26 protein-coding genes and 2 rRNA genes are annotated in these 26,689 nt (G+C 62.9%); 15 read left to right on the top strand and 13 right to left on the bottom strand.

Annotation, left to right across the window (positions count from 1 at the left end):
• Positions 1–186: 186 nt before the first annotated feature.
• Both ACLI1P_RS12485 and rrf read left to right on the top strand, forming a co-directional pair.
• Positions 187–3,259 (top strand): 23S ribosomal RNA (locus ACLI1P_RS12485).
• Positions 3,260–3,386: 127 nt separating this feature from the next.
• Positions 3,387–3,504: ribosomal RNA gene (gene rrf / locus ACLI1P_RS12480) — 5S ribosomal RNA — on the top strand.
• A gap of 1,139 nt (positions 3,505–4,643) precedes the next feature.
• On the opposite strand, the gene ACLI1P_RS12475 is transcribed toward rrf, so the two are convergent.
• The gene (locus ACLI1P_RS12475) at positions 4,644–5,696 is read right to left on the bottom strand and encodes a pseudouridine synthase (protein WP_411709724.1); all 1,053 of its coding nucleotides are present in this window, start codon (positions 5,694–5,696) and stop codon (positions 4,644–4,646) included.
• Between ACLI1P_RS12475 and ACLI1P_RS12470 the strand changes: the two genes are divergently transcribed.
• The 4 genes from ACLI1P_RS12470 (at position 5,632) to ACLI1P_RS12455 (ending at position 7,792) form a co-directional block, all read left to right on the top strand.
• Complete coding sequence (locus ACLI1P_RS12470) at positions 5,632–5,775, top strand: hypothetical protein (RefSeq protein WP_296134717.1); 144 nt, start codon at positions 5,632–5,634, stop codon at positions 5,773–5,775. The genes ACLI1P_RS12475 and ACLI1P_RS12470 overlap by 65 nt on opposite strands.
• 46 nt (positions 5,776–5,821) lie before the next feature.
• Positions 5,822–6,718 carry a universal stress protein gene (locus ACLI1P_RS12465; RefSeq protein WP_411709038.1) on the top strand — a complete coding sequence of 299 codons (897 nt, stop codon included), beginning with the start codon at positions 5,822–5,824 and terminating at the stop codon, positions 6,716–6,718.
• A gap of 135 nt (positions 6,719–6,853) precedes the next feature.
• The gene (locus ACLI1P_RS12460) at positions 6,854–7,114 is read left to right on the top strand and encodes a GlsB/YeaQ/YmgE family stress response membrane protein (RefSeq protein ID WP_296134722.1); all 261 of its coding nucleotides are present in this window, start codon (positions 6,854–6,856) and stop codon (positions 7,112–7,114) included.
• 69 nt (positions 7,115–7,183) lie between these two features.
• Positions 7,184–7,792, top strand: a complete 609-nt coding sequence (locus ACLI1P_RS12455; RefSeq protein WP_296134724.1) for a TetR/AcrR family transcriptional regulator — start codon at positions 7,184–7,186, stop codon at positions 7,790–7,792.
• Here ACLI1P_RS12455 and yidC read toward each other — a convergent pair.
• Entirely contained in the window at positions 7,749–8,735 is a 987-nt protein-coding gene (gene yidC, locus ACLI1P_RS12450; protein WP_411709037.1) for a membrane protein insertase YidC, read from the bottom strand. The genes ACLI1P_RS12455 and yidC overlap by 44 nt on opposite strands.
• Positions 8,736–8,800: 65 nt before the next feature.
• Between yidC and ACLI1P_RS12445 the strand changes: the two genes are divergently transcribed.
• Positions 8,801–9,562 (top strand): class E sortase, encoded by a 762-nt coding sequence (locus ACLI1P_RS12445; RefSeq protein ID WP_411709036.1) that lies wholly within the window; start codon positions 8,801–8,803, stop codon positions 9,560–9,562.
• Positions 9,562–9,714, top strand: a complete 153-nt coding sequence (locus tag ACLI1P_RS12440) for a hypothetical protein (protein WP_411709035.1) — start codon at positions 9,562–9,564, stop codon at positions 9,712–9,714. The genes ACLI1P_RS12445 and ACLI1P_RS12440 overlap by 1 nt, the downstream gene beginning before the upstream one ends.
• 15 nt (positions 9,715–9,729) lie before the next feature.
• On the opposite strand, the gene ACLI1P_RS12435 is transcribed toward ACLI1P_RS12440, so the two are convergent.
• A complete protein-coding gene (locus ACLI1P_RS12435) occupies positions 9,730–10,314 on the bottom strand; it encodes a DUF2020 domain-containing protein (protein ID WP_411709034.1) in 585 nt (194 codons plus the stop codon).
• On the opposite strand from ACLI1P_RS12435, the gene ACLI1P_RS12430 reads away from it, so the two are divergent.
• Both ACLI1P_RS12430 and ACLI1P_RS12425 read left to right on the top strand, forming a co-directional pair.
• On the top strand, positions 10,313–11,485 hold the full coding sequence (locus tag ACLI1P_RS12430; RefSeq protein ID WP_296134733.1) for a sensor histidine kinase: 1,173 nt from the start codon (positions 10,313–10,315) through the stop codon (positions 11,483–11,485). The genes ACLI1P_RS12435 and ACLI1P_RS12430 overlap by 2 nt on opposite strands.
• Positions 11,486–11,521: 36 nt before the next feature.
• On the top strand, positions 11,522–12,160 hold the full coding sequence (locus ACLI1P_RS12425) for a response regulator (RefSeq protein WP_296134735.1): 639 nt from the start codon (positions 11,522–11,524) through the stop codon (positions 12,158–12,160).
• 2 nt (positions 12,161–12,162) lie between these two features.
• Here the strand turns inward: ACLI1P_RS12425 and ACLI1P_RS12420 are convergent, their stop codons facing one another.
• Together ACLI1P_RS12420 and ACLI1P_RS12415 are read right to left on the bottom strand one after the other, a co-directional pair.
• The gene (locus tag ACLI1P_RS12420) at positions 12,163–12,480 is read right to left on the bottom strand and encodes a histone-like nucleoid-structuring protein Lsr2 (RefSeq protein WP_296134737.1); all 318 of its coding nucleotides are present in this window, start codon (positions 12,478–12,480) and stop codon (positions 12,163–12,165) included.
• Positions 12,481–12,817: 337 nt separating this feature from the next.
• Positions 12,818–13,450, bottom strand: a complete 633-nt coding sequence (locus ACLI1P_RS12415; protein WP_296134749.1) for a DUF6474 family protein — start codon at positions 13,448–13,450, stop codon at positions 12,818–12,820.
• Positions 13,451–13,525: 75 nt separating this feature from the next.
• Here ACLI1P_RS12415 and ACLI1P_RS12410 point away from each other — a divergent pair, with 75 nt between their 5' ends.
• Complete coding sequence (locus ACLI1P_RS12410) at positions 13,526–14,962, top strand: TM0106 family RecB-like putative nuclease (protein ID WP_411709033.1); 1,437 nt, start codon at positions 13,526–13,528, stop codon at positions 14,960–14,962.
• A gap of 134 nt (positions 14,963–15,096) precedes the next feature.
• On the opposite strand, the gene ACLI1P_RS12405 is transcribed toward ACLI1P_RS12410, so the two are convergent.
• Positions 15,097–16,386 carry a copper oxidase gene (locus tag ACLI1P_RS12405; protein ID WP_411709032.1) on the bottom strand — a complete coding sequence of 430 codons (1,290 nt, stop codon included), beginning with the start codon at positions 16,384–16,386 and terminating at the stop codon, positions 15,097–15,099.
• An 11-nt stretch (positions 16,387–16,397) separates the two neighbouring features.
• A complete protein-coding gene (locus tag ACLI1P_RS12400; RefSeq protein WP_411709031.1) occupies positions 16,398–17,549 on the bottom strand; it encodes an MFS transporter in 1,152 nt (383 codons plus the stop codon).
• Between the two features lie 70 nt (positions 17,550–17,619).
• Here ACLI1P_RS12400 and ACLI1P_RS12395 point away from each other — a divergent pair, with 70 nt between their 5' ends.
• On the top strand, positions 17,620–18,510 hold the full coding sequence (locus tag ACLI1P_RS12395) for a LysR substrate-binding domain-containing protein (protein ID WP_411709030.1): 891 nt from the start codon (positions 17,620–17,622) through the stop codon (positions 18,508–18,510).
• Here the strand turns inward: ACLI1P_RS12395 and ACLI1P_RS12390 are convergent.
• The 4 genes from ACLI1P_RS12390 to ACLI1P_RS12375 all read right to left on the bottom strand — a co-directional run bounded on the left by ACLI1P_RS12390 (position 18,458) and on the right by ACLI1P_RS12375 (position 22,206).
• Positions 18,458–19,423 carry an ArsA family ATPase gene (locus ACLI1P_RS12390; RefSeq protein ID WP_411709029.1) on the bottom strand — a complete coding sequence of 322 codons (966 nt, stop codon included), beginning with the start codon at positions 19,421–19,423 and terminating at the stop codon, positions 18,458–18,460. The two genes, ACLI1P_RS12395 and ACLI1P_RS12390, sit on opposite strands and share 53 nt — an antisense overlap.
• Positions 19,414–19,671, bottom strand: a complete 258-nt coding sequence (locus tag ACLI1P_RS12385) for a cory-CC-star protein (RefSeq protein ID WP_306508220.1) — start codon at positions 19,669–19,671, stop codon at positions 19,414–19,416. The genes ACLI1P_RS12390 and ACLI1P_RS12385 overlap by 10 nt, the downstream gene beginning before the upstream one ends.
• Positions 19,661–21,367 (bottom strand): carbon starvation protein A, encoded by a 1,707-nt coding sequence (locus tag ACLI1P_RS12380; protein WP_411709028.1) that lies wholly within the window; start codon positions 21,365–21,367, stop codon positions 19,661–19,663. The genes ACLI1P_RS12385 and ACLI1P_RS12380 overlap by 11 nt, the downstream gene beginning before the upstream one ends.
• A 236-nt stretch (positions 21,368–21,603) precedes the next feature.
• Positions 21,604–22,206: a superoxide dismutase gene (locus ACLI1P_RS12375; protein WP_411709027.1), complete on the bottom strand. Its 603-nt coding sequence runs from the start codon at positions 22,204–22,206 to the stop codon at positions 21,604–21,606.
• Positions 22,207–22,402: 196 nt separating this feature from the next.
• On the opposite strand from ACLI1P_RS12375, the gene msrA reads away from it, so the two are divergent.
• Complete coding sequence (gene msrA / locus ACLI1P_RS12370; RefSeq protein WP_296133832.1) at positions 22,403–23,053, top strand: peptide-methionine (S)-S-oxide reductase MsrA; 651 nt, start codon at positions 22,403–22,405, stop codon at positions 23,051–23,053.
• Here msrA and ACLI1P_RS12365 read toward each other — a convergent pair.
• The gene (locus tag ACLI1P_RS12365) at positions 23,050–23,739 is read right to left on the bottom strand and encodes an alpha/beta-hydrolase family protein (RefSeq protein WP_411709026.1); all 690 of its coding nucleotides are present in this window, start codon (positions 23,737–23,739) and stop codon (positions 23,050–23,052) included. The two genes, msrA and ACLI1P_RS12365, sit on opposite strands and share 4 nt — an antisense overlap.
• Entirely contained in the window at positions 23,723–24,883 is a 1,161-nt protein-coding gene (locus tag ACLI1P_RS12360; RefSeq protein WP_411709025.1) for an alpha/beta-hydrolase N-terminal domain-containing protein, read from the bottom strand. Before ACLI1P_RS12360 ends, ACLI1P_RS12365 begins: the two co-directional genes overlap by 17 nt.
• A 139-nt stretch (positions 24,884–25,022) precedes the next feature.
• Between ACLI1P_RS12360 and ACLI1P_RS12355 the strand changes: the two genes are divergently transcribed.
• Both ACLI1P_RS12355 and ACLI1P_RS12350 read left to right on the top strand, forming a co-directional pair.
• Positions 25,023–25,970 carry an L-lactate dehydrogenase gene (locus ACLI1P_RS12355; RefSeq protein ID WP_296133837.1) on the top strand — a complete coding sequence of 316 codons (948 nt, stop codon included), beginning with the start codon at positions 25,023–25,025 and terminating at the stop codon, positions 25,968–25,970.
• Complete coding sequence (locus ACLI1P_RS12350; RefSeq protein ID WP_408932366.1) at positions 25,970–26,674, top strand: glycerophosphodiester phosphodiesterase; 705 nt, start codon at positions 25,970–25,972, stop codon at positions 26,672–26,674. Before ACLI1P_RS12355 ends, ACLI1P_RS12350 begins: the two co-directional genes overlap by 1 nt.
• Positions 26,675–26,689 lie beyond the last annotated feature (15 nt).

Below are 26,689 nucleotides of genomic sequence, written 5' to 3'. Positions count from 1 at the left end.
GGTGTTGTGTGAGAACTGTATAGTGGACGCGAGCATTAAACCGCACGCTGTTATGCTGCCGCCTTTGTGAGGTGGTTGTTGGTGTGTGGTTTGTGTGATTTCTGTTCTTTTGTGTTTTGTGTAGTTCACGCCGGCATGAATGATGATGTCACTGCTTTTGTGGTGGTTGTTGTTTGTGTTGGTTGTGTGTTCGTTATTGAGGGCGCATGGTGGATGCCTTGGCATGCTGAGCCGATGAAGGACGTGAAAGGCTGCGTTAAGCCTCGGGGAGTTGTCAATTAAGCGTTGATCCGAGGATGTCCGAATGGGGAAACCTGGCGCCTGTTATGGGGTGTTACCCTTCAGTGAATTCATAGCTGTTGTGGGGGTTTACGCGGGGAAGTGAAACATCTCAGTACCCGTAGGAAGAGAAAATAAATTTATGATTCTGCTAGTAGTGGCGAACGAACGTGGATGAGGCTAAACCGTGTGCATGTGATACTTGGTAGGGGTTGTGTGTGCGGTGTTGTGGGCCCCAATGTGAATCAGCTACCACTGGTTTGCTTGTGTGTTGTTGTTAGGTGAAGTGGTGTGGAAACGCCTGCCGTAGAGGGTGATAGTCCCGTAGTTGAAGACTTCAGCATTTAAGTTGTTGGGTTGCCCGAGTAGCAGCGGGCTCGTGGAATCTGCTGTGAATCTGCCGGGACCACCCGGTAAGCCTAAATACTCAGTGTGACCGATAGTGTATTAGTACCGTGAGGGAATGGTGAAAAGTACCCCGGGAGGGGAGTGAAATAGTTCCTGAAACCGTGTGCTTACAATCCGTCAGAGCACCTTCTTGTGTGTGATGGCGTGCCTTTTGAAGAATGAGCCTGCGAGTCAGCGGCATGTCGCGAGGTTAACCCGTGTGGGGTAGCCGTAGGGAAACCGAATCCTAATGGGGTGTTTTTAGTGGCATGTCCTGGACCCGAAGCGGGGTGATCTACCCATGGCCAGTGTGAAGCAGCTGTAAGAGGTTGTGGAGGCGCGAACCCACGTAGGTTGAAAACTGCGGGGATGAGCTGTGGGTAGGGGTGAAAGGCCAATCAAACTCCGTGATAGCTGGTTCTCCCCGAAATGCATTTAGGTGCAGCGTCGCATTAGCTTGGTGGAGGTAGAGCTACTGGTTGGTTGAGCGGGACTACAATCTTAGCAATGTCAGCCAAACTCCGAATGCCATCAATTGTGTTGTGCGGCAGTGAGACTGTGGGGGATAAGCTTCATAGTCGAGAGGGAAACAGCCCAGATCGCCGGTTAAGGCCCCTAAGGGTGTGCTAAGTGGAAAAGGATGTGGGATCGCGAAGACAGCCAGGAGGTTGGCTTAGAAGCAGCCATCCTTGAAAGAGTGCGTAATAGCTCACTGGTCGAGTGGTCCTGCGCCGACAATGTAGTGGGGCTCAAGCACACCGCCGAAGCCGCGGCAATAACTTGTTATTGGGTAGGGGAGCGTCGTGCATGTGTTGAAGCGTTACCGTAAGGAGGCGTGGAGTGTGTGCGAGTGAGAATGCAGGCATGAGTAACGAATTGGAAGGTGAGAATCCTTCCCGCCGGATGACTAAGGGTTCCTGGGTCAAGTTCGTCTTCCCAGGGTGAGTCGGGACCTAAGGCGAGGCCGACAGGCGTAGTCGATGGATAACCAGTTGATATTCTGGTACCCGTATATCCGCGCCCATGATAAAGCACTGATACTAACCACCGCGGATTCGATCGTCGTGTTCTTTGAGCATGGTGGTTGTTGATGTCGTGGGGCCTGATGTGTGGTTCAAGTGATGGGGTGACACAGTGTAGTAGCCATGCCGCTTAGTGGATTGTTGGTGTAAGCGTGTGAGGTGGTGTGTAGGTAAATCCGCACACTTTTTGCCTGAGGCGTGATGCGTAGCCCGATTGGGGTGAAGTTGGTGATCTAGTACTGTCGAGAAAAGCCTCTAGCGATGTGGATGTATGGCCCGTACCCGAAACCGACACAGGTAGTCAGGTTGAAAATACTAAGGCGTTCGGGTGAACTGTGGTTAAGGAACTCGGCAAAATGCCCCCGTAACTTCGGAAGAAGGGGGACCACACGACTTCTGCATCTTTTACAGGTGTGTGGGGTTGTGGGGTCGCAGAGAATAGAGGGAAGCGACTGTTTATCAAAAACACAGGTCCATGCGAAGACGTTAAGTTGATGTATATGGACTGACGCCTGCCCGGTGCTGGAAGGTTAAGAGGACCGGTTAGTCAATGTTTGTTGGCGAAGCTGAGAATTTAAGCCCCAGTAAACGGCGGTGGTAACTATAACCATCCTAAGGTAGCGAAATTCCTTGTCGGGTAAGTTCCGACCTGCACGAATGGCGTAACGACTTCCCTGCTGTCTCAACCACAGGCCCGGTGAAATTGCACTACGAGTAAAGATGCTCGTTACGCGCGGCAGGACGAAAAGACCCCGGGACCTTCACTATAGCTTGGTATTGGTGTTTGGTTCGGTTTGTGTAGGATAGGTGGGAGACTTCGAAGCGCGCACGCTAGTGTGTGTGGAGTCGTTGTTGAAATACCACTCTGATCGGATTGAGCATCTAACCTTGGCCCATGATCTGGGTTGGGGACAGTGCCTGGTGGGTAGTTTAACTGGGGCGGTTGCCTCCCAAAATGTAACGGAGGCGCCCAAAGGTTCCCTCAGCCTGGTTGGCAATCAGGTGGCGAGTGTAAGTGCACAAGGGAGCTTGACTGTGAGACAGACATGTCGAACAGGGACGAAAGTCGGGACTAGTGATCCGGCACCTACTTGTGGATGTGGTGTCGCTCAACGGATAAAAGGTACCCCGGGGATAACAGGCTGATCTTCCCCAAGAGTCCATATCGACGGGATGGTTTGGCACCTCGATGTCGGCTCGTCGCATCCTGGGGCTGGAGTAGGTCCCAAGGGTTGGGCTGTTCGCCCATTAAAGCGGCACGCGAGCTGGGTTCAGAACGTCGTGAGACAGTTCGGTCTCTATCCGCCGCGCGCGTTGAAACTTGAAGAAGGCTGTCCCTAGTACGAGAGGACCGGGACGGACGTACCTCTAGTGTGCCAGTTGTTCCGCCAGGGGCATCGCTGGTTGGCTACGTACGGAAGGGATAACCGCTGAAAGCATCTAAGCGGGAAGCCTGTTTTAAGATGAGGTTTCATTCAAGGTCCCCCAAAGACGATGGGGTTGATAGGCCAGAACTGTACGCACCGCAAGGTGTTTAGGCGACTGGTACTAATAGACCAAAACAAACACACACTTACCCCCAAGAGGGAAGTGTTAACAACACAAACACACGATTGTGTAATCACATTGTCCGTGTTCGCGTCCACTACACAGTATCTGACACAACACCCACGGCCAGAAACAATGCCCTGGATGTTTGTCGGTGGCCAATAGCAGCAGGGAAACGCCCGGACCCATTCCGAACCCGGAAGCTAAGCCTGCCCGCGCTGATGGTACTGCAACTGGGAGGTTGTGGGAGAGTAAGAAACCGCCGACACCAAACAACAAAACAACAACAAAATAGCCCACCTTGAGGGCCCTAGACAACACACCGTCTAGGGCCCCCAACACGTTTTACACCCCACTACCAACCAAAACCCGACCCTAGTGCCGCCTCGTTGTGTCACACGACGACGGGCCAAGCCCCGGTGGTGTGTTTGTCCAGAGGCGAAACCCCAGATTCCCAGCACACCCACCACGAGGAACTGTTCGACCGCACGTTGATGACTGAGCGGGCCTACGCCCGGCCGTATTTTAGCCTCAGAGCGCCCGGCAGAAGGCGTATGTGGAGTCCAGCCACGACTACAATTTCGACTGGTCTCATACCGCTATCGGCGGGGTAACCCTATGCAACGCGTTCACAACGTCGCGGGGAAGTACGCGCCCGAACCATCGATAGGCTCGAGACGAATGCTAGTAGAGCACGGCAGTCATCGGGGAGTTGTTAATTATGGCTGTCTTGGCTTCCAACTCAGCATGTGAAGGGGAAACCTCGATAGGGGAGCTCTTACATCTAATTTTCGTATCATGGAAAATACGATAACTAAATCCAACCGTAACCGTCCCACCATCCTTCACTAACGCTTTGTCTCTTCCCCAGTGACAATTGCTTACTATCCCATCACACTCAACGCGCGGGAACGTAAAAATCTTGTGGAACCACCAGCTCACCCAAGTTGGTTTGAAAACCGTGCGGATTTCACGGCAGTCCACAAAGTTCTCTGCGTTTTTATCGTCTGCCAACTCTAGGTATCCTTTCTCAACAGGAATGGTCGAAGCAGGGCCTGACCCCCGGAAAGTAGACACGTCGGGGGTTAGCTATGCTGCTTGGGTCAGTGTAGCTGATGTGAGTGCTTCGAAGTCATCGGGGGCTAGAAGGTTGCACCAGGAGTGCCGTCTGCGTGAAGTTCCTCCAGATTGACCACGTGATTGATGTTGTGGCATCTCTGTTCAGTCCGATTGGCGCTGTCCTTGTTCCGGTTGCAGGCTTGGCGGTGGCCTATTTTGCCGGGTGGAAGGGCGCGCGGGACACGGACACGTGGTGGGAGTCGGCCGGGCGCGCGCTTGGAAGTGAGAGCGAGGATGCGGCCCTCGAAAGGTGAGTTGAAGCAGCCTGTAGTGGTTTCAGAGGCTTAATTACGGGCGTAACAAATCATGGGTTTCAAGTGGTAGTTGAGAAGAGAATTCTCGGGGTTCTCCTGATAAGGGATCGACAAAGGAAATGTGTGTAGCCGTCAGGTGCATGGGAATCCGCATGTCTTCGGCTTCTGCAGGAAGGATCGTGGGGTAAATGGGGTCCCCAATAATGGGAACGCCCGCCTGGAGCATGTGGAGGCGTAGCTGATGCGTCTTACCTGTGCGCGGCTTGAGCGTGTACTTCGCCAATGCCGGAAGCGGTCCGTGGAGGGCTTCGTACGGGGCCTTGTCGATTGGCTCCACGGCCGCTACCTCCGTGACGGCGTTGGGCTCGCCCGCGACAATGCGCCCTTGGAGCTCCCCCGGGGTCTTCTCCATGCGGGAGCGCCAGAGGGTGCCCGGTGAGACGTCGGCAAGCGCGGCGATAGCCTCGTACGTTTTGGACACCCGGCGCTGTGCAAACAACGTCTGGTAGGCGCCCCGGATGGAACGGTCCTTGGTGAAGACGAGGATGCCGGAGGTGAGGCGGTCGAGGCGGTGCGCCGGCGAGAGCTCGTTGTTGCCGGTGGCGCGCCGCAGCCGCACCGTGGCGGTTTCCGTGATGTGGCGGGCGCGCGGCATAGTCGCCATGAAGGGCGGCTTGTCGACGACAAGGAGGTGCTCGTCCTCATAGAGGATTGGGATGTCGTAGGGGACGGGGGTCTCCGGCGCGGGGATCCGATAAAAGTAGATGGTGGCGTTAGTGGCCAGAATGCTGTCTGGGGTCAGGGAGGTTCCGTCCTGGCGGACCACCTCACCCGCAGCGAAACGGGAGCGGAGAGCGGCGTCGTTGTCCTCGGGGTGCCGGTGGCGTTGGGTGAGGATGAGTTCGCGGACGAAGTCCCACGCGGTGATGGGGCCTTCGGGGACGCGTGCGTGGGTGGGGTTTAGCCCATCGCGGATGGGAAGTGGGGTTGCGCCACGCCGTTTTTTGGCTAATCTTTCTCCCATGGATTTTAACTCTATTCTCGCACCCGTCATTGACTTCTTCTCCAATGGTATCGGTGCCGTTATCCGCGATATTGCGGTGGGCCTCTACAACGTTTTGTTCCCCGCGAATGCGGATGCGGCAACTGCCCCACAGCTGGACTAAACGGTATTAGACTGATCCTTGTAAGCACTTCGAAAGGATTATGGTCATGGCCAAGGAAGACATTGTCGTCGTAGCCGTTGATGGTTCGGAAGCGTCGAAGAACGCCGTCCGCTGGGCTGCAAACACTGCGATGAAGCGCGGGATCCCGCTGCGCATTGCATCGAGTTACACGATGCCGCAGTTCCTCTACGCCGAGGGCATGGTCCCGCCGAAGGAGCTCTTTGAGGACCTCCAGGCCGAAACCCTGGAGAAGATCGAGGCCGCGCGTGCTGAGGCCCACAAGGTGGCGCCGGAGCTCAAGATTGGCCACACCGTGGCGGAGGGCTCCCCGATTGACATGCTGTTGGAGATGTCCCAGGACGTCACCATGATTGTCATGGGCTCCCGCGGTATGGGTGGCCTGTCCGGCATGGTGATGGGCTCGGTCTCCGCCTCTGTGGTCTCCCACGCATCCTGCCCGGTCGTGGTTGTTCGCGAGGATAACCACGTGACCGATTCCACGAAGTACGGTCCGGTTGTCGTCGGTGTCGACGGTTCCGAGGTCTCCCAAAAGGCTACCGCCTACGCGTTCAAGGAAGCGGAAGCCCGTGGCGCTGAGCTCATCGCGGTTCACACCTGGATGGACATGCAGGTCCAGGCTTCTCTGGCTGGCCTGTCCGCCGCCCAGGCGGAGTGGGCTGAGGTGGAGAAGGAGCAGGCGGAGCTGCTCACGGAGCGCTTGGCCGAGCACCAGCAGGAGTTCCCGGACGTGCCGGTGAAGAAGATCATCGCCCGCGACCGACCGGTGCGCGCGCTGACTGACGCGTCCGAAGGCGCTCAGCTCCTCGTGGTCGGCTCCCACGGCCGCGGCGGTTTCAAGGGCATGCTGTTGGGTTCGACCTCCCGCGCGCTGCTGCAGTCCGCGCCGTGCCCGATGATGGTGGTCCGCCCCGACTCCGAGTAGTGTAGCGAACTCATAAAGCAAGAATAACGATTCGGGCGCAGTACGCTGTGAAGTTGCTGCGACCGAATCGTTTTCTGGGTTTTATGCGTACAGTGGTTGATGAAGGCAACAAACATAGAGAAAGGGAGTGTCGCAATGGGACTCGGTCTTGGATTCTTCGGTTCAATTGTCGTCGGTATCATCGCCGGCTGGCTCGCTGAAAAGATCATGAAGCGTGATCAGGGCCTGCTCACCAACCTGATCGTCGGTGTCATCGGCGGCCTGATTGGTGGCGGTATCCTCGCCATCTTCAACAAGTCGGTGGGTGATAGCTGGTTCCTCATGATCATCACTGCGACCGTGGGCGCCTGCATCCTGCTGTGGATCGTCGGCGCGATTACCGGCCGCAAGAAGTAAGATTTCGCATACATACCGGTTTGTCTATATTGTGTAGATGAACCGGTTTTGTCATGTGAGGAGAAAGTAATGGCAGAGAAGAAGTCGCGCCGCAACCGCCCCAGCCCGCGCAGCCGCCTGCTGGATTCTGCTACGCGTCTTTTTACCACCGAAGGTATCCGCGTTATCGGCATCGACCGCATTCTGCGTGAGGCCGATGTGGCTAAGGCGTCGCTGTATTCTCTGTTCGGATCTAAGGATGCGCTTGTTATCGCGTACGTGGAGGCGCTGGATGAGCAGTACCGCGCCGATTGGCAGGAGCGCACCAAGGACTCCACCGACGCGGAAGCGAAGATCCTCGCCTTCTTTGACAAAGCCATTGAAGAGCAGCCCGGTATGGAGTTCCGCGGCTCCCACTTCCTGAACGCGGCGGGCGAGTACCCGCGCCCGGAGACCGACGCCGAGCGCGGCATCGTGGCAGCATGCGTCGAGCACCGCACGTGGATGCATTCCACTATCACCGCCCTGCTCAATGCCAAGAACGGCTACCCCTCCGAGCAGCAGGCCAGCGAGCTGCTCATCTTTTTAGACGGCGGTATGGCAGGTGCCCGCCTGACCCGCGAGATCGCCCCGCTGGTTGCGGCCAAGCAGCTGGCTATTCAGTTGCTGTCGGCCCCTCCTGCTGATTACTCGATTTAAGCACCTTCTTCGCCTCCTCCACGAGCGCTGAGTGGCGCTGTGCAGCCTCCTTGGCCTCCGCTTTGGCCTGCGGGTTCTCCTTCCACTCGGCCTTCTGCTCTGCCTTGCGCCGCTTGCGTTCCTTGGTGCGCCAGCGGCGAATGCTGTCCTTGCGCTGCTCATGAATCACCTCGGGCAGCGGGTAGTGACGGCGCAAAATGGTTTCAAAGGTCAGCGTTTGTAGCAGCGTGAACAGATAGGAACATCCCCAGTACAGGATGATGGTGACCGGAATGGGGCCGTGCCAGGCCACGTTCCAGAGCATCCACGGGATGACGAGCACGGAGAGTGCCATGAACCACAGCAGGCGCCGGGGAATCTTCTGGTCGAACTGCGTGGTGAGATAGCCGCGGTAGAGGGTGACCAGCGTGTTGAGGGAGGTAAACACGATCGCCGCCACCAACATCGGCAGCACCAAGTCGTGGTGTTCGCGGGCAAAGTCCGTGAGCGGGACGCCGAAGACGGTGGAGGCGCGGAAGGAGGAGACGTCGGCAAGCGTGAGCATCCCCACCGGCTCGTTCGCGGAGCCCGAGACGTTGAGCACCACCTGGTACAGGCCCATAAAGGCCGGGATGACAATAAAGACGGGGAAGCAGCCCAGCGCAGGGTTATGGTGGAAGCGCTTTTTTAGATCGCGCTGCTGGCGCAGCACGGAGACGGCCTCGTCCACCGTGGAGGCGTGGCGCAGCTCGGCGTTGAGCTCAGTCATTTCAGGGCGCATGAGGGCAGCGATGCGGCCTTGCTTGACGGACATCCAGTTCAGCGGCGCGATGATGGCGCGCACGGTGAGCACGAGGAAGACGATGGTGAGAATCCACGCTGCAGAACCGTCCAGGAAGGAGCCAAAGAGAAGGTGCCACAGCTTCATGATGCCGGAGACCGGATACATGAATACTTCGAGCATGGTGGGGCATCTCCTATCGGTCCTGGATGGGGCACTTACACGTTACAGGGGTTAGGGTAGTGGTCATGCCACAGCCCGCTGCGCAGAAGTCGCGCCTTGTCACCACCGTGATCGGTGAGCTCATGCTTACCGTCGGCGTCGTCTTGCTGCTCTTTGCCTTCTATGAGTCCTACTGGACCAATATTGAGTCCGGCCACCTGCAGGAGGAGGCGAACGAGGCACTCGAGGAGGAGTGGCACAACCCGCGCGGCCAGGGCCACGCCCCGCAGCTGGGTGAGGCCTTTGCCCGCCTCTACGTTCCGGCTTTCGGCTCTGACTTTGCCTTCGCGGTCCTGGAGGGCACCAACGAGGACGACCTGCTGCGCGGGCCCGGCCGCTACACCGAGACGCAGATGCCGGGCGAGCCGGGCAACTTCGCCGTGGCGGGGCACCGCGTGGGCAAGGGCGCTCCGTTTAATGACCTGGGCAACCTTGCTACGTGCGACGCCGTCGTCATTGAGACCGCCACGGAGTGGGTCACCTACCGCGTGCTGCCTATCGACGGCGCCGAGGGCACCTGCTTCTCCCCGGAGCAGCGCGCGAAGCAGGAATACCAGCAGGTTGTGGGGCGGCACATCACGCTGCCTGGCGACGTCTCAGTGCTCGCCCCCATCCCGGGCATTGAGCCGGAGGCAGGGGTAGAACCCAGTGAGGGCTTGCTCACCCTCACCACGTGCCACCCGCAGTTTTCTAATGCGGAGCGCATGATCATTCACGCCATGGAAACTGACCGGCAGGACAAGCAGAGTACGAACGGGCAACGCCCAGCAGTCTTGGAGGAGAACTAATGTATCGCGCACTGTGGAATTTGTTGCCCGGCCCGACGGCGGTCAAGGCGCTGCTGGCGGTGGCGCTCGCCGTGGCCGTGTTCTTCCTGCTCATGGAGGTTGTGTTCCCGTGGGTATCGACCTTGATGCCGTATAACGACGTTGCCGTCTAGGCAGCCTGCCAGGCGCTAGAGGCCTAGCCGGGTAATAGCCTCCTGGGCAATGAGCTGCGGCTTGAGCGTTTGGAGCTGGTTCGAGCGCACCACCACCGCATGGGTGTCCTTTTGCACGGCGAAGACGGCTTCTTCCCCTAGTACACCGCGCCCGCCGGTCCAGTCCTCGAACTCGGCGATCTCGGTGTCGTCGACAGGCGCGGCGTGGTCCACGACCGCCCGGGCTTCCTCGACGCTGGGCATCTCCCGCACCATCACCGAGGCTTGGGGAGCTTCCGGGTAGGACCAGAACACACAGGCCGGGGTGGCAAAGCGGTGGTCGACGGCCACGCGGGTCATGCGCTGGCCGTTGGTGTCCGCGACCCACTGGCTGTCGAGGTAGGGGCACTCTTCGTCGGTGACGGTGGCGAGATCCGGGGTGGCGTCGACCGGCAGGCCGTCGCCGGCCGGGGCGTCTGCAGCGCTAGTGACCTCCGCAGACGGGGCGGAGGGTGCGGCGGAGTCCTGCGCGGTATCGGTGGGCTCACCGGAACACCCGGCGGCCGCGAGACCGATCCCGGTCAGGCAGGCAGAGAGGCTAAGAAGTAGGCTGTGGCGCATGACGTCCACACTAGACCAGCGCTCGGTAGATTCGGACGCGTTGCGCAACGGTATTCACATTCTCACCGCCACGCTGCTGGTCGTGGCGATTTTTACCACCGTGCGCCTGCCGCTGTGGCAGGGGGTGCTCAACCTTCTGCTGCTCGTCGCCTTCGCCGTGGTCTACTTCGGCGGGTCGGCATCCCTGGAAGCGCTGCCCAAGGTGGCCCGGTACGGGTGGCTGGGCATCCTCACGGTGCTGTGGCTGGCGGACATGGCCGTCGCGCCCGCAGCCATTTACTTGGTCTTCTCCCTCTTCTTTGTCTACCTCTACGTGCTGGACCTTGTGCCCGGCATCGTGAGCGTGGTGGTGGCCACGGTGGTGTCCGTGGTGGTCCAGATACCGGGCGGGCTGACGTTCGGCGGCATCATGGGGCCGGCGGTCTCCGCGCTGGTGACCATCGCTATTACCTACGCCTTTAAAGCACTGAGCCGGATGAACCAGGAGCTCGTGGAAACGCGCGAGCAGCTGGTGGAATCCGAGCGCGAGGCCGGCATGACCGCGGAGCGCCAGCGCATCGCGCACGAAATCCACGACACCCTGGCCCAGGGGCTGTCCTCCATCCAGATGCTGCTGCATGCCGCCGACCGGGATCTCGCTGGGGAGGATATCCCCAAGGCGCAGGAGCGCATCGAGCTGGCGCGGCGCACGGCGGCCGATAACTTGCACGAGGCCCGCGCGATGATCGCGGCGCTGCAGCCGGCGGCCTTGTCGGAAACGTCGCTGGGCGCGGCCATGGGGCGCATGGCGGAGAACTTCTCGGCCACGGGCGGCGTCGACGTCAGCGTGGACGTGGAGGGGGACGCGCAGCAGCTGCCCATGAAGGTCGAGGCCGCGTTGCTGCGTATTGCGCAGGGGGCCGTGGGAAACGTCGTCAAGCATGCCCACGCCAGCAAGGCCCGCGTGACGGTGACGTACGCGCCGGATGAGGTGCGGGTCGACGTGGTGGATAACGGGCAAGGCTTCGACGTCGCGGCGGTCGAGGGCAGGCCCGCCGGCCTCGGGCACATTGGGCTAGCGGCCATGCGCCGGCGCGCCGAAGAGCTCGGCGGCGAGGTGGCTATCGAGTCCACCCCGGGCGCGGGCGCGGCGGTCTCAGTTAGTGTGCCCTTAAATAACGATGTAGATTAGGATTTTGTCCACACTGTACCGAGGAGGAGGAAGCCCGTGATTAGGGTCTTGCTTGCTGATGACCACGAGATCGTCCGCCTGGGGCTGCGCTCCGTGCTGGAGGGCGCCGAGGACATCGAGGTCGTGGGCGAGGTGGCTACCGCTGAGGCGGCCGTCTCCGCAGCGCAGGCAGGCGGTATCGACGTTCTCCTCATGGACCTGCGCTTTGGCGCCGGCATCGAAGGCACGCGCGTGATGAACGGCGCGGAGGCCACCGCCGCCATCCGCCGCGCCATGACTAACCCGCCCAAGGTGCTCGTGGTGACCAACTACGACACCGACGCGGACATCCTCGGCGCCATCGAGGCGGGTGCCGTGGGCTACCTGCTCAAGGACGCCCCGCCGACGGAGCTCGTCGCCGCCGTGCGCTCGGCCGCCGAGGGTGACTCGGCGCTCTCCCCCGTGGTGGCGGACCGGTTGATGACGCGCGTGCGCACCCCGCGTACCTCCTTGACGCCGCGCGAGCTGGAGGTGCTCAAGCTGGTGGCGGCGGGCTCGTCGAACCGCGAGATTGGCGTGGAGCTCATGCTGTCTGAGGCCACCGTGAAGTCCCACCTCGTGCACATCTACGACAAGCTGGGGGTGCGCTCCCGCACCTCCGCCGTGGCGGCCGCCCGCGAGCAGGGCGTGCTTTAGAGCTAGATCTTGTTGGCCTCGCGGTAGGCGGTGATGACGCTGGTGGGGATCTTGCCGCGCTCAGCTACCTCATAGCCGTGGGCGGCGGCCCAGGCGCGGACATCGGCCGGCTTATACGGGCGAGTTTCCTTCTTTGCCGGGCGGTGGGCGGCCTTAATAAAGGGGGCCATTGCCGCGTGGAATTTATCGGCATTCTCCTTGGAAACATCGAGGAGATACTCTTTTCCGTCCACGCTAAAACGGATTACGGTGAGCTCCTCTTCCGTGAGCGGGCTGTTATCAAGATCGTCAAAGAACTGGGTTACTTCGCGGCGTGCCATAGTGTCCTTCGTTAATGCTGCGGCCTCTCCCATGCGGCCTACGGGGCCCTCACGCGGCGCTGTGCGCTGGGGGAAGCAGGCAGGAATGTATCGGTATTTTGTTTAAGGGAAAACGTTTAAAAGCACTCCCCTCAGTCACCGACTATAACCGAAAGTCCCGATTTTTGTATATGGATAAAATCATAGAATTCGCGGCTTTAACCAGGGGTAGGTATTTCACGTATTAATAGGCCGTGGAGAACGAATGTTGTCCCACAACCGGCCCGAAAAGATAGGCCCTAAAACGGCACAGGCGCCGCCACCCGAAAGGGCGCGGCGCCTAGACGCTAGCGGGGTCTTAGGCCTGCAGCTTGGCCTGGATCTCGGCGTTGATGGAATCAATCTCGCCGGAAATGGCGCGGTGGGTGCGCTGGCGCTGCTGGTCCGTCATGTACTCGGCGTTGTCGATGGCGGAGTCCAGCTCGTTGAGGCGCTCCTTGACATCGCGCTTGAAGCCGGCCGGGACGTTGGCCTCCTTGAGGGAGTTGCGGATGCCGGCGGTGCGGGCCTTGAGCGGGGCGCCGTGGCCGGAGAAGGACGCCAGCTGGTCGGCGGAAACGCCGGCCTTCTGGGCGCGCTTCTTCTCCATCTCGCGCTGCGCGGCGGTGATGCCGCGGTAGATCAGCGGCAGGAGCAGCGGGGCGGCGGTGCGCAGGGCGCCGGCGTAGCGCTTCACGTTGTTCTTGTTAAAACGGCCTTCCTTGATGCGCTCAAGTTCCTTCTGGGCCATCTTGTACTCGTGCTTGCGGCGCTTCTTCAGGCCCTTCTCCTCGGACTTGATGAGTGCCTTCTCCTGCTTGGCCAGCAGCTTCTGCTGGCGGTGCTTGGCCTTATCCGCCGCCTTGACCTCGGCCTTTGCGCGAGTCTTGGCGGCCTTGATCTCGGCGCGGGCCTCACGGCGGGCCTTGCGAATCTTCTTCAGGATGCTCATGGAATCGTCCTTAAGTTATCTATCGTTAGGGTCTCGCTACAACTCTAGCAAGGTGGTCTACTAAGCTCACCTGGTGTGAAGGATGTGCTCGTTGCCACGGACCTCGTGGGCTGCCGCTACCGCTTGGTGCAGCGCCGCGCGCATCCAGATATTCCGCGAACCCCCGTCAGCCAAGCCCGCGCCGAGCGTCACGCGGCGGCGATCGAGGCTGCCTTGGCACTCGTGCCCCGCACCGGCCCCGGCCGCTTCCGCCGCATTGACCTGGAGGGTACCGACTTTGAGCGTGCCATGGCCACGCTGGAGGCCCTGGCCTATGGCTATACCCACATCACCAACGCGGTTTTGTCCACCAGTGAGTGGATGGTCCGGGTGGAGCTCCTCGTCCGCGACGGCGATAACTACAGCCCCGTCATCGTCTCCGATCACCGCGTGGCCCGCCCGCACGAGCGCGCCCGCACCCCGGTGGTGCCGACCCACCGCTTAGGTCTTAGCGAGCCCCTGCCGGCGAAGTACAAGATTCGGCACCATGCCGTGGATGGCTACCGTCTGGCGCTGGCCGCCCGCGGATTGGCGGAGGCGGGCCTGAACTCCGGGCGGGGTGCCGCGATTGGGCAGGATCGCACCCAGGCCTTCGTTACGGATACCTCCCGGTTTGCCGTCGATGCCGCCCTGGCCCAGCCGCTTCCGCAGGGCCCGCGCCGGGTGAAGGAGTGCGCCTCCTGCCGCTTCTGGCCTCTGTGCGAAGAGGAGCTCAAGGCCCGCGACGACATTTCGCTCTTCCTGCCGGGGGACCGGGCCCGTCCCTACCGGGAGCGGGGGATCACCACGGTGCAGGCGCTTATCGACGCCTCCCTGGGCGACCCCTCCACCCTCGCCGCCGCCTGGCGCGAGGGAATTCCGCTGCTGCGCCGCGGCGCGGTGACGGTTCCGCGCGCGGACGTGGAGGTCGACGTGGACATGGAGGCCTACATGGACCAGGGCGCCTACCTGTGGGGCGCGCGCCTGAATGGGGAGTACATCCCCTTCGTGACGTGGGATCCGCTGGGCGGGCGCGCCGAGGCGGAGAACTTCGCTGAGTTCTGGCGGTGGCTCATGGACGTGCGCGCGCAGGCCCACGCTGCGGGCAAGACCTTTGCGGCCTATTGCTACTCGGCGCACGGGGAGAACCACTGGATGCGCAGGTCCGCACAGCGCTTTCACTATCCGGACCTGGCAGAGGTGGAAAGCTTCATCTCCTCTGCGGAGTGGGTGGACCTGTTTGCCCACGTGAAGCGTAGTTTTGCGGGGACTACCGGACTGGGCCTGAAGACCGTGGCTCCGGTGGCGGGGTTTGCGTGGCCCGAGGACTTCGACGGTGAGGAGTCCGTCAACGCGCGCCGCACGGCCGTGGCTGGGGACACTACTGCCCGGGCGCAGATTCTGCGCTATAACGCGGGCGACGTGCATGCCACGCAGGTCGTGCGGGAGTGGATGTCCGCCGGCGCGCCGGGCGTGCCGCCGCTGGAGCCCTAGGCCCTGTCCCGGCCCCTACCTTCTAGATCCCCAGACCTGGAACCCGAAACTCGCTGGTGGGTGGTGAGGCGTCGGCAAGCGCTGGGCGACGCCGAGCTGCATCTTTCGGGTTCCAGGTCTGGGGATGTGAACAGCTAGAGCAGACCGAGCCCGCCGAGGATGATGAGCACAGCGAGGGCCACCCATGCCTGATCCCAGTTGGTGGTGGTCACTGGGGCAGGGCCCGGGGTCTTCTTCTGCAGTACTGCCTTCTGCGCCTTGACCCCGCGGACGATGAGGATGGGCAGCACCGCCATCGATCCGATGCAGAGAAGGGAGGCGGCCACCATGACCAGCGAGTTCGACGTGGCGAGCCACAGCCCCAGGCCGCCGTTGATGAATACGGCGCGCCCCAGGCCCCAGCGGTTGAACTCGCGCAGGCCAGCCCGCACGGCCCCGGGACCGCCGCCCATGGTGGAAGGTAGCAGGTAGGCCATGACGCCGGTGAGCAGCTGCGCCGCGAAGCCGATGACCAGGGCCAGCATGGGGATCTTCGGCTCGGCGTTAAAGAAGTGCTGCACTGCGTAGTAGGTCAGGGCGCCGACTAGCCAGAATGCGGAGCACAGCACGGACAGCGCCGGGTAGGTGATGCGCCCGCGGGGTTCGCGGAGGACGGTGAGTGCGTTGCTCACCCAGCCGTGCAGGCTGAGCACCCACCCCGCGCAGTACAGGATGAGCCCTGCCTGGGGCACGTTCCAGGCTGCCCCGACGAGGGCGCCGATGACGCCCAGGCCCAGCAGGGCGAAGCTGAGGCGCATGTGCGGGTTGATGCCCTTGGTTCGCCAGATGGAGGGGAACAAAATGGTGAGCGAGCCCGCCGCCGCGAGGCCCACGAAGCCGCCGACGTTGGCGGCCACGTGCGCGATGAGCAGGCGCGGCTGGCCGGGATGCACCGCCAACAGGGCGCCTAGGACAGCACCCACGGCCAGGAAGAAGGCCGCGGCCACGTAGGCGGCCACGACGGGGCGGAAGCGCTTCGCCTCTGCGTGGCGCCACTGCCCGAACAAGACGGCGCCGTGCCAGGCCACAGTGGCGGCCACGAAGGTGGCGCCCACCTGCGTGAGAATCCAGTGCTGCACCCACGCCTGAATGAGCAGTTGCCCCAGGAGGACCAGGACGACGCCTGCGTTGAGCAGGTAGATGCGGGCGAGCTGCCAGGGGCGGGCGGATTCTGGCAGGCGCTGCTGCACGAACTTTTCGGTGAGGTACTGCGACCACACCAGGATGCTGTTGGTGAGAATGCCCAGGGTAAAGAGGTGGATGAGCACCCAGCGGTAGTTGGGGATCAGGGTGTGGGCGGCGCCGGCCACGAGGAGCACCATCATCCAGACGGTAACGGGGCGGGATGCCTTCCTATGCCATGTGCGCGGCGACCACGTATCCATAAAACCCGAGTTTATCCGTTTTTTCTCACGGCCCAACTCAGGCCCGTGATGCCTACACACAAGACGGTGTAGACGGCGATGAAGCCGGGCCAGGGAAGGGCGTCGAAAAGCACGCCCGCCAGCGCACCCAGGATGGAGCTGCCCAGGTAATAGAAGAAAACGTAGAGGCTGGAGGCCTCCGCGCGGTCGTAGGTAGCGATGTGCCCCACCCAGCCGGAGGCCGTGGAGTGTGCGGCGAAGAACCCGATGGTGAGCAGCACGATGCCCAGCAGCACGCACACTAGCGGCCCAGCGCACAGGGCGATGCCCATGGCGAAGAGCGCGCAGGACAGCAGCAGAGTGGTGGCGTGGCCCAGCTGGGAGACCAGGCGGCCCGCCCGCGCCGAGGACCACGTGCCGGTGAGGTAGAAGAGGAAGACTAGGCCCGCCAGGCCGGGCGCGAGGTGAAAGTGGTGGATGAGCCGAAAACCCAAGAAATTATAGAGGGACACGAAGGTGCCCATGGCCACGAAGGCCACGATGAACAGCGGTATCAGGCGCCGGTCGCGGGCGTGGCGGAAGATGGCGGAAAGCTCCGAGCGGAAATGGATTTCCTTAGGCGTGAAGTTCTGCTGGTAGGGCAGCAGGAGGGAGGCCAGGATGGCCAGGATGAGCGTGACTAGGCTGGAGCCGAATAGGGCCCACCGCCAGGAGGTGAGCTCAAGCAGCCCGGTGGGGATAAGCCGCCCGGTGAGCCCGCCGATGGTGGTGCCGGCAATGTAGAGGCCCATGGCGCGGGCGACATAGTCGGACTCGAGTTCCTCCGAAATCCACGCCATGGCCGTCGCCGGCGCGCCGGCGATGACAGCGCCCTGCAGCGCGCGGGTAGCGATGAGGGCCTCCGGGGTGGGAGCCAGCGGTACTAGCATGCCGATGAGCGTAGCGGCGATGGTGGAGATAAGCAGGAGCTTTCCACGTCCGATGCGTTCGGAGACGATGGAGACTGGGATGACGCACAGGGCGAGCGCGCCCGTGGCGGCGGAGATGGTCAGGGCGGCCTCGGTGGAGGACATCCCCATCTCCGCGACCAGGGTGGGCAGCATGGCCTGGGTGGGGTAGAGGCAGGAGAAGATGGCCAGGCCCACGAAAAGCATGGCGATGGTAGCGCGCCGGGTTCGTGTCATGCATCCAGGATGGCCTCCCCGCAGTTATGTGTAAAATGTGCAGAAATAACAAAAACCATGCGAGGTGTGCATGAATGTCGAAGACGTGCGTGGGGTCGTCGCCGTGGCCGAGCACGGCCTGGTGGGCGCGGCTGCCGACGCCCTCGGGCTCTCCCAGCCCGCGCTGAGCCGACGCATCCAGCGCGTGGAGACCGAGGTGGGGGCCAGCCTCTTTGAGCGCAGCGGCCGGCGGCTGCGGCTCAACTCCCGGGGCGTGGCCTTCGTCGAGCATGCCCGCCGGATGCTCAGCGCCGAGACTGCAGCGCGGGACGCGGTGGCCCGGCTCATGGATCCGGAGCGCGGCACCGTCCGCCTGGACTTCATGCACTCCCTGGGCACGTGGATGGTGCCGGAGCTGCTCAAGGCCTACCGTGCCCAGCATCCGCACGTGGATATCCGGCTGCACCAGGGCGCGGCGCGCGAGCTGGTCGGCCGCGTGCTGGCCGGGGACTCCGACCTGGCGCTGGTGGGCCCGCGCCCGGTGACGGACGCGGAGGTGGGCTGGCACCAGCTCAAGCTGCAGCGCCTGGGCCTGGCGGTGCCGGAGGGCCACTGGGCCGCCGGCCGGGACAGTGTGCGCCTCGCGGACTTTGCGGAGGAGGCCTTCATCGGCATGCTGCCCGGCTACGGCACGCGCATGCTTCTCGACGACCTCTCGGCCCACGCCGGCTTCAGCCCCCGCCTGGTCTTCGAGTCGATGGAGCTCACCACCGTGGCGGGACTGGTGGCCGCGGGCCTGGGCTGCGCGCTGCTGCCGCTGGATGACCCGTACCTGCACGTGGGCAGCCTCATCCCGCTGGAGCCCGCCGCCTACCGCGAGCTTGGCCTGGTGTGGCGGGTGGGCGACGACGCCCCGCCGGTGGAGCGCTTCAGGAACTTCGTGGTAGGAACTCAGCCAGCGCCTCCAGGGCCTGCGGAGTAGAAACCTCGTAGGGCAGCCAGGGGACCTCCACTACAGACTGGCCGGGTAGTTTCTGCGCCAGGAGCGCGAGCGCCTCGTCCTCGGCGGCGCGCCGCTGCGCCAGAAACTCGTCCTGGCTGACGGGCGTGCGGCGGTTGACCAGCACGCCGCCTACGTGCACACCGTTGGCCTGAAGGTCCGCGCAAAATTCCGTGGTCTCCAGCACCGGGGTGCGGTCGGCGGTGAGCACGAGGAAGAAGGACGTGGTCGAAGCACTGGTCAGCGCTGTCCGCAGGTGCTCGAAGCGGTGACGGCGCTGGAGCAGCGTGGAGCGAATCTCCTGGTTCCGGCGCTCCACGGGGCTCAGCGTCGCTGCGGATACGGACTTCTCCGCCGAGGTTACCCCGCGCAGTGCCGCGCCAAACCTATCCGATTTTTCGCGGCGGGCCAGCAAACCATCGGTGTAAGCGGCCATAATCTCCGGCATCGCCATCAGCCGCGAGGTGTGCCCGGACGGTGCGGTATCGAAGACGATGTGGGCGTAGTCCGCGCGGTGCTCCACCAGCTGCGCGATGCGCTCCAGCATTGCCGCCTCGTGCGTGCCCGGCGAGTTCCGCGCCAGCTCCAGGTGGCGGTCCACCTCGCGGTGCAGCCGCTCCGGCATGAAGCGACGCATGTGCGTGCCGACGTCACGCAGGTGGTCGTTGGTCGCGCGCGCCGGGTCGATCTCGATGACGTCGAGGTGGTCGTGGACGGCCGTGGGGACGTCGGAAAGCTGGGCGTCCCAGATGTGGCCCAGGTTGTGGGCCGGGTCCGTGGACACCAGCAGCACGCGCTTGCCGGCCCGGGCCAGGCGCAGTGCGGTCGCGGTGGCCAGGGTGGTCTTGCCCACCCCGCCCTTGCCGCCGAAGAAGATGATGGGGGTTAACAGCATGAAATTCCGTCCAGTGGTGAGCGCTCCAGGCCCATACGCGTGTGCCAGGCGTGGACGTCCTCGTAGACAAGCGGGAGGAGCTCCAGTGTGTAGTAGCTAGCCGGGTTCGGCACGCCCAGGGCCTCCGACATAACGAGCAGCATAAAGAGATCGTCCTCCTCCTGCTGAGCCTTGGCGAAGGTCCGGCGGTAGGGCGCGGTGTAAAACTCATCCAGGCCGCGCCCGAGGGCCCGCAGCCTATCCCACATGGGCGGGCATGGGCGGCTCGACGTCCTCGTCCTTCCATGTGACCTGCGGGGCCTTGCGGGCACGCCCGATGGCGGCGATGGCCTCACCGATAACCCAGATGGCCGCGACGATAATGACCGCGTCGATGATCAGCAGCAGCCAGTTGCCTGCGCTGAAGAGGGTCTTGAGCTGCAGGACAGCTGCCCACAGGGACATGGCGGTGACGAAGACGAGCGGGATGAGTACCGGCCACGTTGGGCGGCGCAGCTGGGTGAGGATGACCACCACGATGGCCAGCGTCAGGCCGGCCATGAGCTGGTTGGTGGTACCGAACAGCGGCCAGATGAGCATGCCGCCGGAGCCGTCCACACCCGTGGAGAAGGTCAGACCCAAGGCGCAGCCGACGGCGATGATGGTGGCCACGAGCCCGCTGAGCTTGATGCCCATGAGCTCCGCGGCCTCCGAGACCACCATGCGCTGCAGGCGCACTCCGGAGTCCATCGTGGTGGCGGCGAACAGCACCGCCATGGTGGCCAGGATGGTGGCGGACAGGGAGGTGGGAACCCCCAGGCCCTCGTTCATGAGGCTGCCGCCGCCCTGGACAAAGGCCTCGACGCCGCCGGCATTCCACTCGTTATAGACGGCCTCCCAGTCGGCGGCGGTCTTAAAGCCGGAGGTGGTGGCGATGATGGTACCCAGTGCCAGCAGGCCCTCTCCCACCGCGCCGAAGTAGCCGACAAAGCGGGCGTCGGTCTCCTTATCCAGCTGCTTGGAGGACGTACCGGAGCTGACTACGCCGTGGAATCCGGAGATGGAGCCGCAGGCAATGGTGACGAAGAGCAGCGGGAAGATGCCGGGGGTCTGATCCGGCACGTGGTCTGAGAGGGGCGGGGCGACGACCTCCGGGCGGGTGACCAGGAAGGAGCCGTACAGGATGGCCAGGCCCACGAAGAGCTGGAGGCCATTGATGTAGTCGCGCGGCTGCAGCAGGACCCAGACCGGCAGGAGGGAGGCGATGAAGGCGTAGACGAAGAGCAGGATGATCCACACTCCGCGGTCCGGGATGCCTAGGACGGTCTCCGGCAGGGCCAGCGGCACGCGGTCCCCGAGGATCATCAGGCCGTAAAGCGCGGCCACGCCCACGATGGACACCACGGTGAGGTTCCAGCGGAAGCGGTAGATGGCCTGGCCAATGAGCAGAGCCACAAAGATGGCGCCCCACGTCGGGATGACGGCGGACGGCGTGGAGATGAGCAGGTTGGAAATCACCACGGCGAACGCAGCGTTGACCATGAGGAGCAGCAGGAAGATAACCACGAGGAAGAGCGCGCGGCCGCGGGCGCCGATGTAGCGCCCGGACAGGGTGCCGATGGACTGCCCGCGGTGGCGCTGGGAGGCCCACAGCGCGCCCAGGTCATGCATGCCGGCGAAGAACACGGTGCCCAGCGTGACCCAGAGGAAGGCCGGCAGCCAGCCCCAGATCACCGCGACGGCCGGGCCGATGATGGGGGCTGCGCCCGCCACCGAGGTGAAGTGGTGGCCCCACAGCACGTACTTGTTAGTGGGCACGTAGTCCACGCCATCCTCCATGGTGTGGGCGGGCGTGGAGAAGCCCTCCGAGAGGCGGTAGACCTTCGAGGCGAGGAAGCGGGAGTAGACGAGGTAGCCCGCCAGCATCATGGCGAGTCCGATAAACGTGAGGACGAGTGAGTTCAAGGCAACCACCTGTAGAGAGTCGTGGGCAACAGCTAAGAAGTGATCCGTTACCCCATGTGCAGGTGTTGTGAATTATGCCATAGAAAGCGGTGTGAAGGTGGGTTAGTTTCTCACTCCTTGGTCGGCACTCCTTTGGCTCTGCCCACAATGGCTCTGCCCAAAAACGAGTAACCGCGCCGAGAAACCTTCAGAAGAGAGGTCTCTCGGCGCGGTATGAGTAAGCCTAAGCAGTAGCCTTACTTGGTGGCAGCAGCGTAACGCTCTGCAACGTCGTCCCAGTTGAAGACGTTCCAGACGGCCTTGACGTAGTCAGCCTTAACGTTCTTGTACTGCAGGTAGAAAGCGTGCTCCCACATATCCAGCATGAGCAGCGGGGTGAAGTTCACGGAGATGTTGCCCTGCTGATCGGTGAGCTGCTCAATAACCAGGCGGCCAGCAACGTGGTCGTAGCCCAGAACTGCCCAACCGGAGCCCTGCAGGCCGGTAGCAACAGCGGAGAAGTGAGCCTTGAACTTCTCAAAGGAACCGAAGTCGCGGTTAATAGCCTCCGCCAGCTCGCCGGTGGGCTCGCCGCCACCGTTCGGGGACAGGTTCTTCCAGAAAATGGAGTGGTTGGTGTGACCACCCAGGTTGAACGCCAGGTTCTTGGTGAGCGCGCGGATGGCGTCAGCGTTAGCCTCGCCGTTGCGCTGCTCCTCCAGAGCCTCGAGCGCAGCGTTAGCGCCAGCAATGTAGCCAGCGTGGTGCTTGGAGTGGTGCAGCTCCATGATCTCAGCGGAGATGTGCGGCTCCAGTGCGTCGTATGCGTAGTCGAGTTCCGGAAGTTCGTAAACAGCCATTGTTGACATCCTTTCTATTGGGTTCGCGGCCCATGGTAGGAGCAGATTGAGAATTTGGCCACAATATTTTTGTCATGTTTTGTCCGAGGTGAGTGCGGCAGCGTGCATGGCGGCGTGACCGTGAACAAAAAGCTGGCTCGGTGCCAGGCCGGGGGAGTATAAGAGGAGGCAACGATAAGTAAAGGAGAATCTACGCATGTTCCTCTACACACCGGAGCCCGCGCTCGTGAGCGCAGAAGAAGCGCTTCCCGGCCGCGACGAGCCCATCCTGGCCACCCCGCAGCCGCATGCGGTGCTGGGCACGCCCATTACCGGCCCGTGGAAGGACGGGCAGAAGTCCCTGCTCGTGGCCATCGGCTGCTTCTGGGGCGCGGAGAAGATGTATTGGGAGACCGAGGGCGTGGAGTCCACCTCCGTGGGTTACGCCGGCGGCACCACCCCGAACCCCACCTATTTTGAGGTCTGCCGCGGTATGACCAACCACGCGGAGACCGTTCAGATCACCTATGACCCGCAGCGCGTGAGCCTGCGCGAGCTCGTGGTCGCCGCCCTGGAGGCGCACGACCCCACCCAGGGCTTCCGCCAGGGCAACGACGTGGGCACGCAGTACCGGTCCGCGTTCTATCCGGAGACGGAGGAGGAACGCGCGGAGATTCAGGACCTGGTGGACTCGTACGCCGCCAAGCTAGTCGCCGCCGGTTTTGGTGCCACCACCACCGAAGTCACCCTCCTCAGCGAGACGGATGCAGGCGAGTACTACCTGGCCGAAGACGAGCATCAGCAGTACCTGCACAAGGTCCCCAACGGCTACTGCCCGCACCACAGCACCGGTATCAAGTGCGGCTAGAGCTGCTTGCGCACCTGCGTGCGGAAGTCGGAGGGCTTGTTGAGCTGATCGCGGGCTACGAAGTCCCGCATGCGGTCCGCTAGCTCCGGGGTGAGCTGCGTGCGCGTCTGGGAGCCGAGCACGGAATCCCAGTACCAGAAGGTTTCCTCAAAGTAGTTGTGACCGTGGCCGCCGGGCACGTTGAGGGAGTTGATCTGGTCCAGCGCCACCTGCCAGTAGGTAATGAAGGGATACCAGCGAAGGTGCTCGAAGGTATCGGCGTGCAGCGGGGGCGGGGTGGGCTCGTGGATCCAGTTGGGCCGGGCGTAGATGAGCTTGCTGTCCCACCACACGATGGCGTCGGAAGCGTGCTGGCCCACCGCCACGCGCGGGCGCTGCCACGGGCCGTAGGGCTCGCCGAAGGCGTCGTGCTCCATGTGCTCGGGGACGGCGGCGAAGCGGAGGTGGCGTCCGCCGTCGATAAGCGGCAGGCGTTCCAGGGAGCCGCGCTCGCGGTGGAGGCGGCGCATGAAGCTGGTCATGCGCGGCGGCCCGGTAAACACCGCGCCATCGCACGCGGCCAGGAGCTCATCCACCGTGTCGAAGTTCTCAACGATGGCGTAGCAGCCCAAGGACTCACCGCTGAGGTAGAGCTTGGGGCGGTTATCCTCCGGGAGGAGCTCCAAGTGGTCATGGACCGCGGACATGAGGGCTGCCGCGTAAGTGCGAGAAAGAATCCTTGTCCACCAGGTAGGAGAACATGGAGGGCAGGTAGTCGAACTGTACGACCACCGTGGCGCAGTTGCCGCGGGTGAGGAACTCATAGCCGCTCACGGAGTAGTTGTTGACCCAGCCGGAGCCCGAGGGCAGCTGCAGCACGATGGTGTCGCGGTGGAAGGCACCGGTGCGCTCCATTTCCGCTACCGCCTGGCGGGCGGCCGCCTGCGGCCCGCGGCCACGGATGAGGCCGATGTAGATGCGGATCGGCTCGTGTGCCCGCTCGAAGTGCATGACCTCCTTGATGTCGTGGGCGCGCGGGCCACGGTCCAAGAAGGCGCGGCCCTGGGAACCCACCGCCGTCCACGGCTCGTGGGACCACGGGCTGCCGGAGCGCTCCGGCTCCCACGGCATGGAGGAACCGGGATAGACCAGCTTGTTGAGCGCCAGCCCCTTGATGGAGGCCTCGTGTACCATGCGGCGCCACACCATGCGGTCGCTGACCACGGCGGCGGCGTAACCCACCGCGCCGCCAGCCAGCGGCCAAGCAACCCAGCGCGGCAGCCACCGTTGCACCTGGTAGGACAGCTGGGTGACGGCGAGCTGGGTGGCCTCGCCGAGGATGAGCAGCACGCCGTAGCCGGCGGTGCCCACCACCGCGCCCAGCGCCGCGGACTGCGGGCCACGGTCGTTGAGCTTGCCCACCAGCCGTGCCTGCGTGGTTTGGTTGCGCAGCGAGCGCAGCCCCACGATGAAGGTGCCCACGCCCAGTACGTAATAGGAGTAGCGCCGGGCGGTGGGGCCGACGTGGTCCTGTGGGCGGTGCCCGGCCAAGCGCAGCGCCTGCTTCGCGGCAAACGCCGCCGTGGTTGCGGCCAGGTGCCCCGCGCCCTGGCCGATGGCCACGTTGGCGGCGGTGACCCACCACGGGCGCGGCAACAGCGACGGAGAGACCGCCGCCCACATGGCAATCTCCGCGCCGAAGAGGCCGGGCCACATGTTCTGTGGCAAACGTCTCCTACCCGTCATGCGCATACCGGGAGTAAGATCGCTGACCAGCTCCAAACCGAAAATTGCAGCGTGAAGCGCCTTTTGGGCGGACTTCATAGCGATTCGGCGGACGAGGGGGCGCATGGGGGCCATTGAACCAGCTTTAGTAAGCGCGCGCAGAAGGTGTTTGATCGGGCATCGGGGATGTGAGATCGGACTACCGAACCTGTGAGTTCGGGCGCAAACCGAGCAAAAATCGGACATTGGGGGCACAATAGGAGCCATGGGAAATCATGTTGGAAACAAAGTAGTACTCATCGGCGCCGGCGATGTCGGAATCGCCTACGCATACGCTCTGGTCAACCAGGGCACCGTTGACCACCTGGCCATCATCGACATCGACGAGAAGAAGCTCGAGGGCAACGTCATGGACCTCAACCATGGTGTTGTCTGGGCCCCGTCCCGCACCCGCGTGACCAAGGGCTCCTACGAAGACTGCAAGGACGCCTCCATGGTCGTCATCTGCGCTGGTGCTGCGCAGAAGCCGGGCGAGACCCGCCTGCAGCTCGTGGACAAGAACGTCAGTATCATGAACTCCATCGTCGGCGATGTCATGAAGAACGGCTTCGACGGCATCTTCCTGGTTGCTTCCAACCCGGTTGACCTGCTCACCTACGCTGTCTGGAAGGCTTCCGGCCTCCCGCACGAGCGCGTCATCGGTTCCGGCACCGTCCTGGACTCCGCTCGCTACCGCTACATGCTCTCTGAGATGGATGACGTGGCTCCGACCTCCGTCCACGCCTACATCATCGGTGAACACGGCGACTCCGAGCTGCCGGTCGTCTCCTCCGCCAACATCGCTGGTGTCTCCCTGGCTCGCCGCTCCGAGAAGGATCCGGGCTACAACGAGCGCATCGAGAAGATCTTCGAAGAGACCCGTGACGCCGCCTACACCATCATCGACGCCAAGGGTTCCACCTCCTACGGCATCGGCATGGCCTTGGCCCGCATTACCCGCGCGGTCATTCAGAACCAGGCTGTCGCCCTTCCGGTCTCCGCCTACCTGCAGGGCGAGTACGGCAAGGAAGATGTCTACATGGGCACCCCTGCCATCGTTGAGCGCTCCGGCGTTCACCGCGTCATTGAGCTCGAGCTCAACGAACACGAGCAGGAGCGCTTCGACAAGTCCTACGAGACGCTGAACCAGATTAAGGAAGAAATCTTCGGCTAGTGAAGATTGTCGCCCACAGGGGATACTCCGGGAAGTTTCCGGAGCTATCCCCTATTGCATTTGAAAAAGCACTCGCGCTGCCCATCCACGGCGTGGAGTGCGACATTCGCCTGAGCAGCGACGGCAAGGTCGTGGTCCACCACGACCCAACGGTGGACCGCACCACCAACGGCTCCGGGCGTGTGTCCCGGAAGACCTGGGAGGAGCTGCGGCGGCTGGATATCGGCGGCGGCCAGCGCATGTTGCTTTTCGACGAATTGCTGGAGATGCTCCAGGACACCCAGCACCACCTCTACGTTGAGACCAAGCACCCCTCCGGGCAGGGCGATATCCTGGAGGAGCAGATGGTGCTGTGCTTGCGCTACGCGGGGCTTATCGACGATCCCCGGATCCACATGATTTCCTTTTCCCACCGCGCCATCCGCCGCGTGACGGCGCTGGCGCCGCACATGGACCGCATCTACTTGCGCCGCGATTGGGAGCGCCACGTCAACCGTTCCGATGTCCTGCTATCCCAGCCCACGGGCCTGGGCATGTCTATTCTGCGCGGCAAGCTCCAGCCCGGCGCTATCGGCGCGCATGGCGTGCCCACGTACATGTGGACTATTGATAAGCCAGAGGACATGAAGTGGGCGTGGGCCAACGGGGTTGACATTCTGGCGACCAACCAACCGGAAGTGGCCCTACACGCCATCGAGCTGTAGCAACCGGGTAAGTTG

The organism is Corynebacterium tardum (assembly GCF_046717785.1).
Classification (GTDB): Bacteria; Actinomycetota; Actinomycetes; order Mycobacteriales; family Mycobacteriaceae; genus Corynebacterium.
This window is presented reverse-complemented; position numbering and strand designations above follow the sequence as displayed.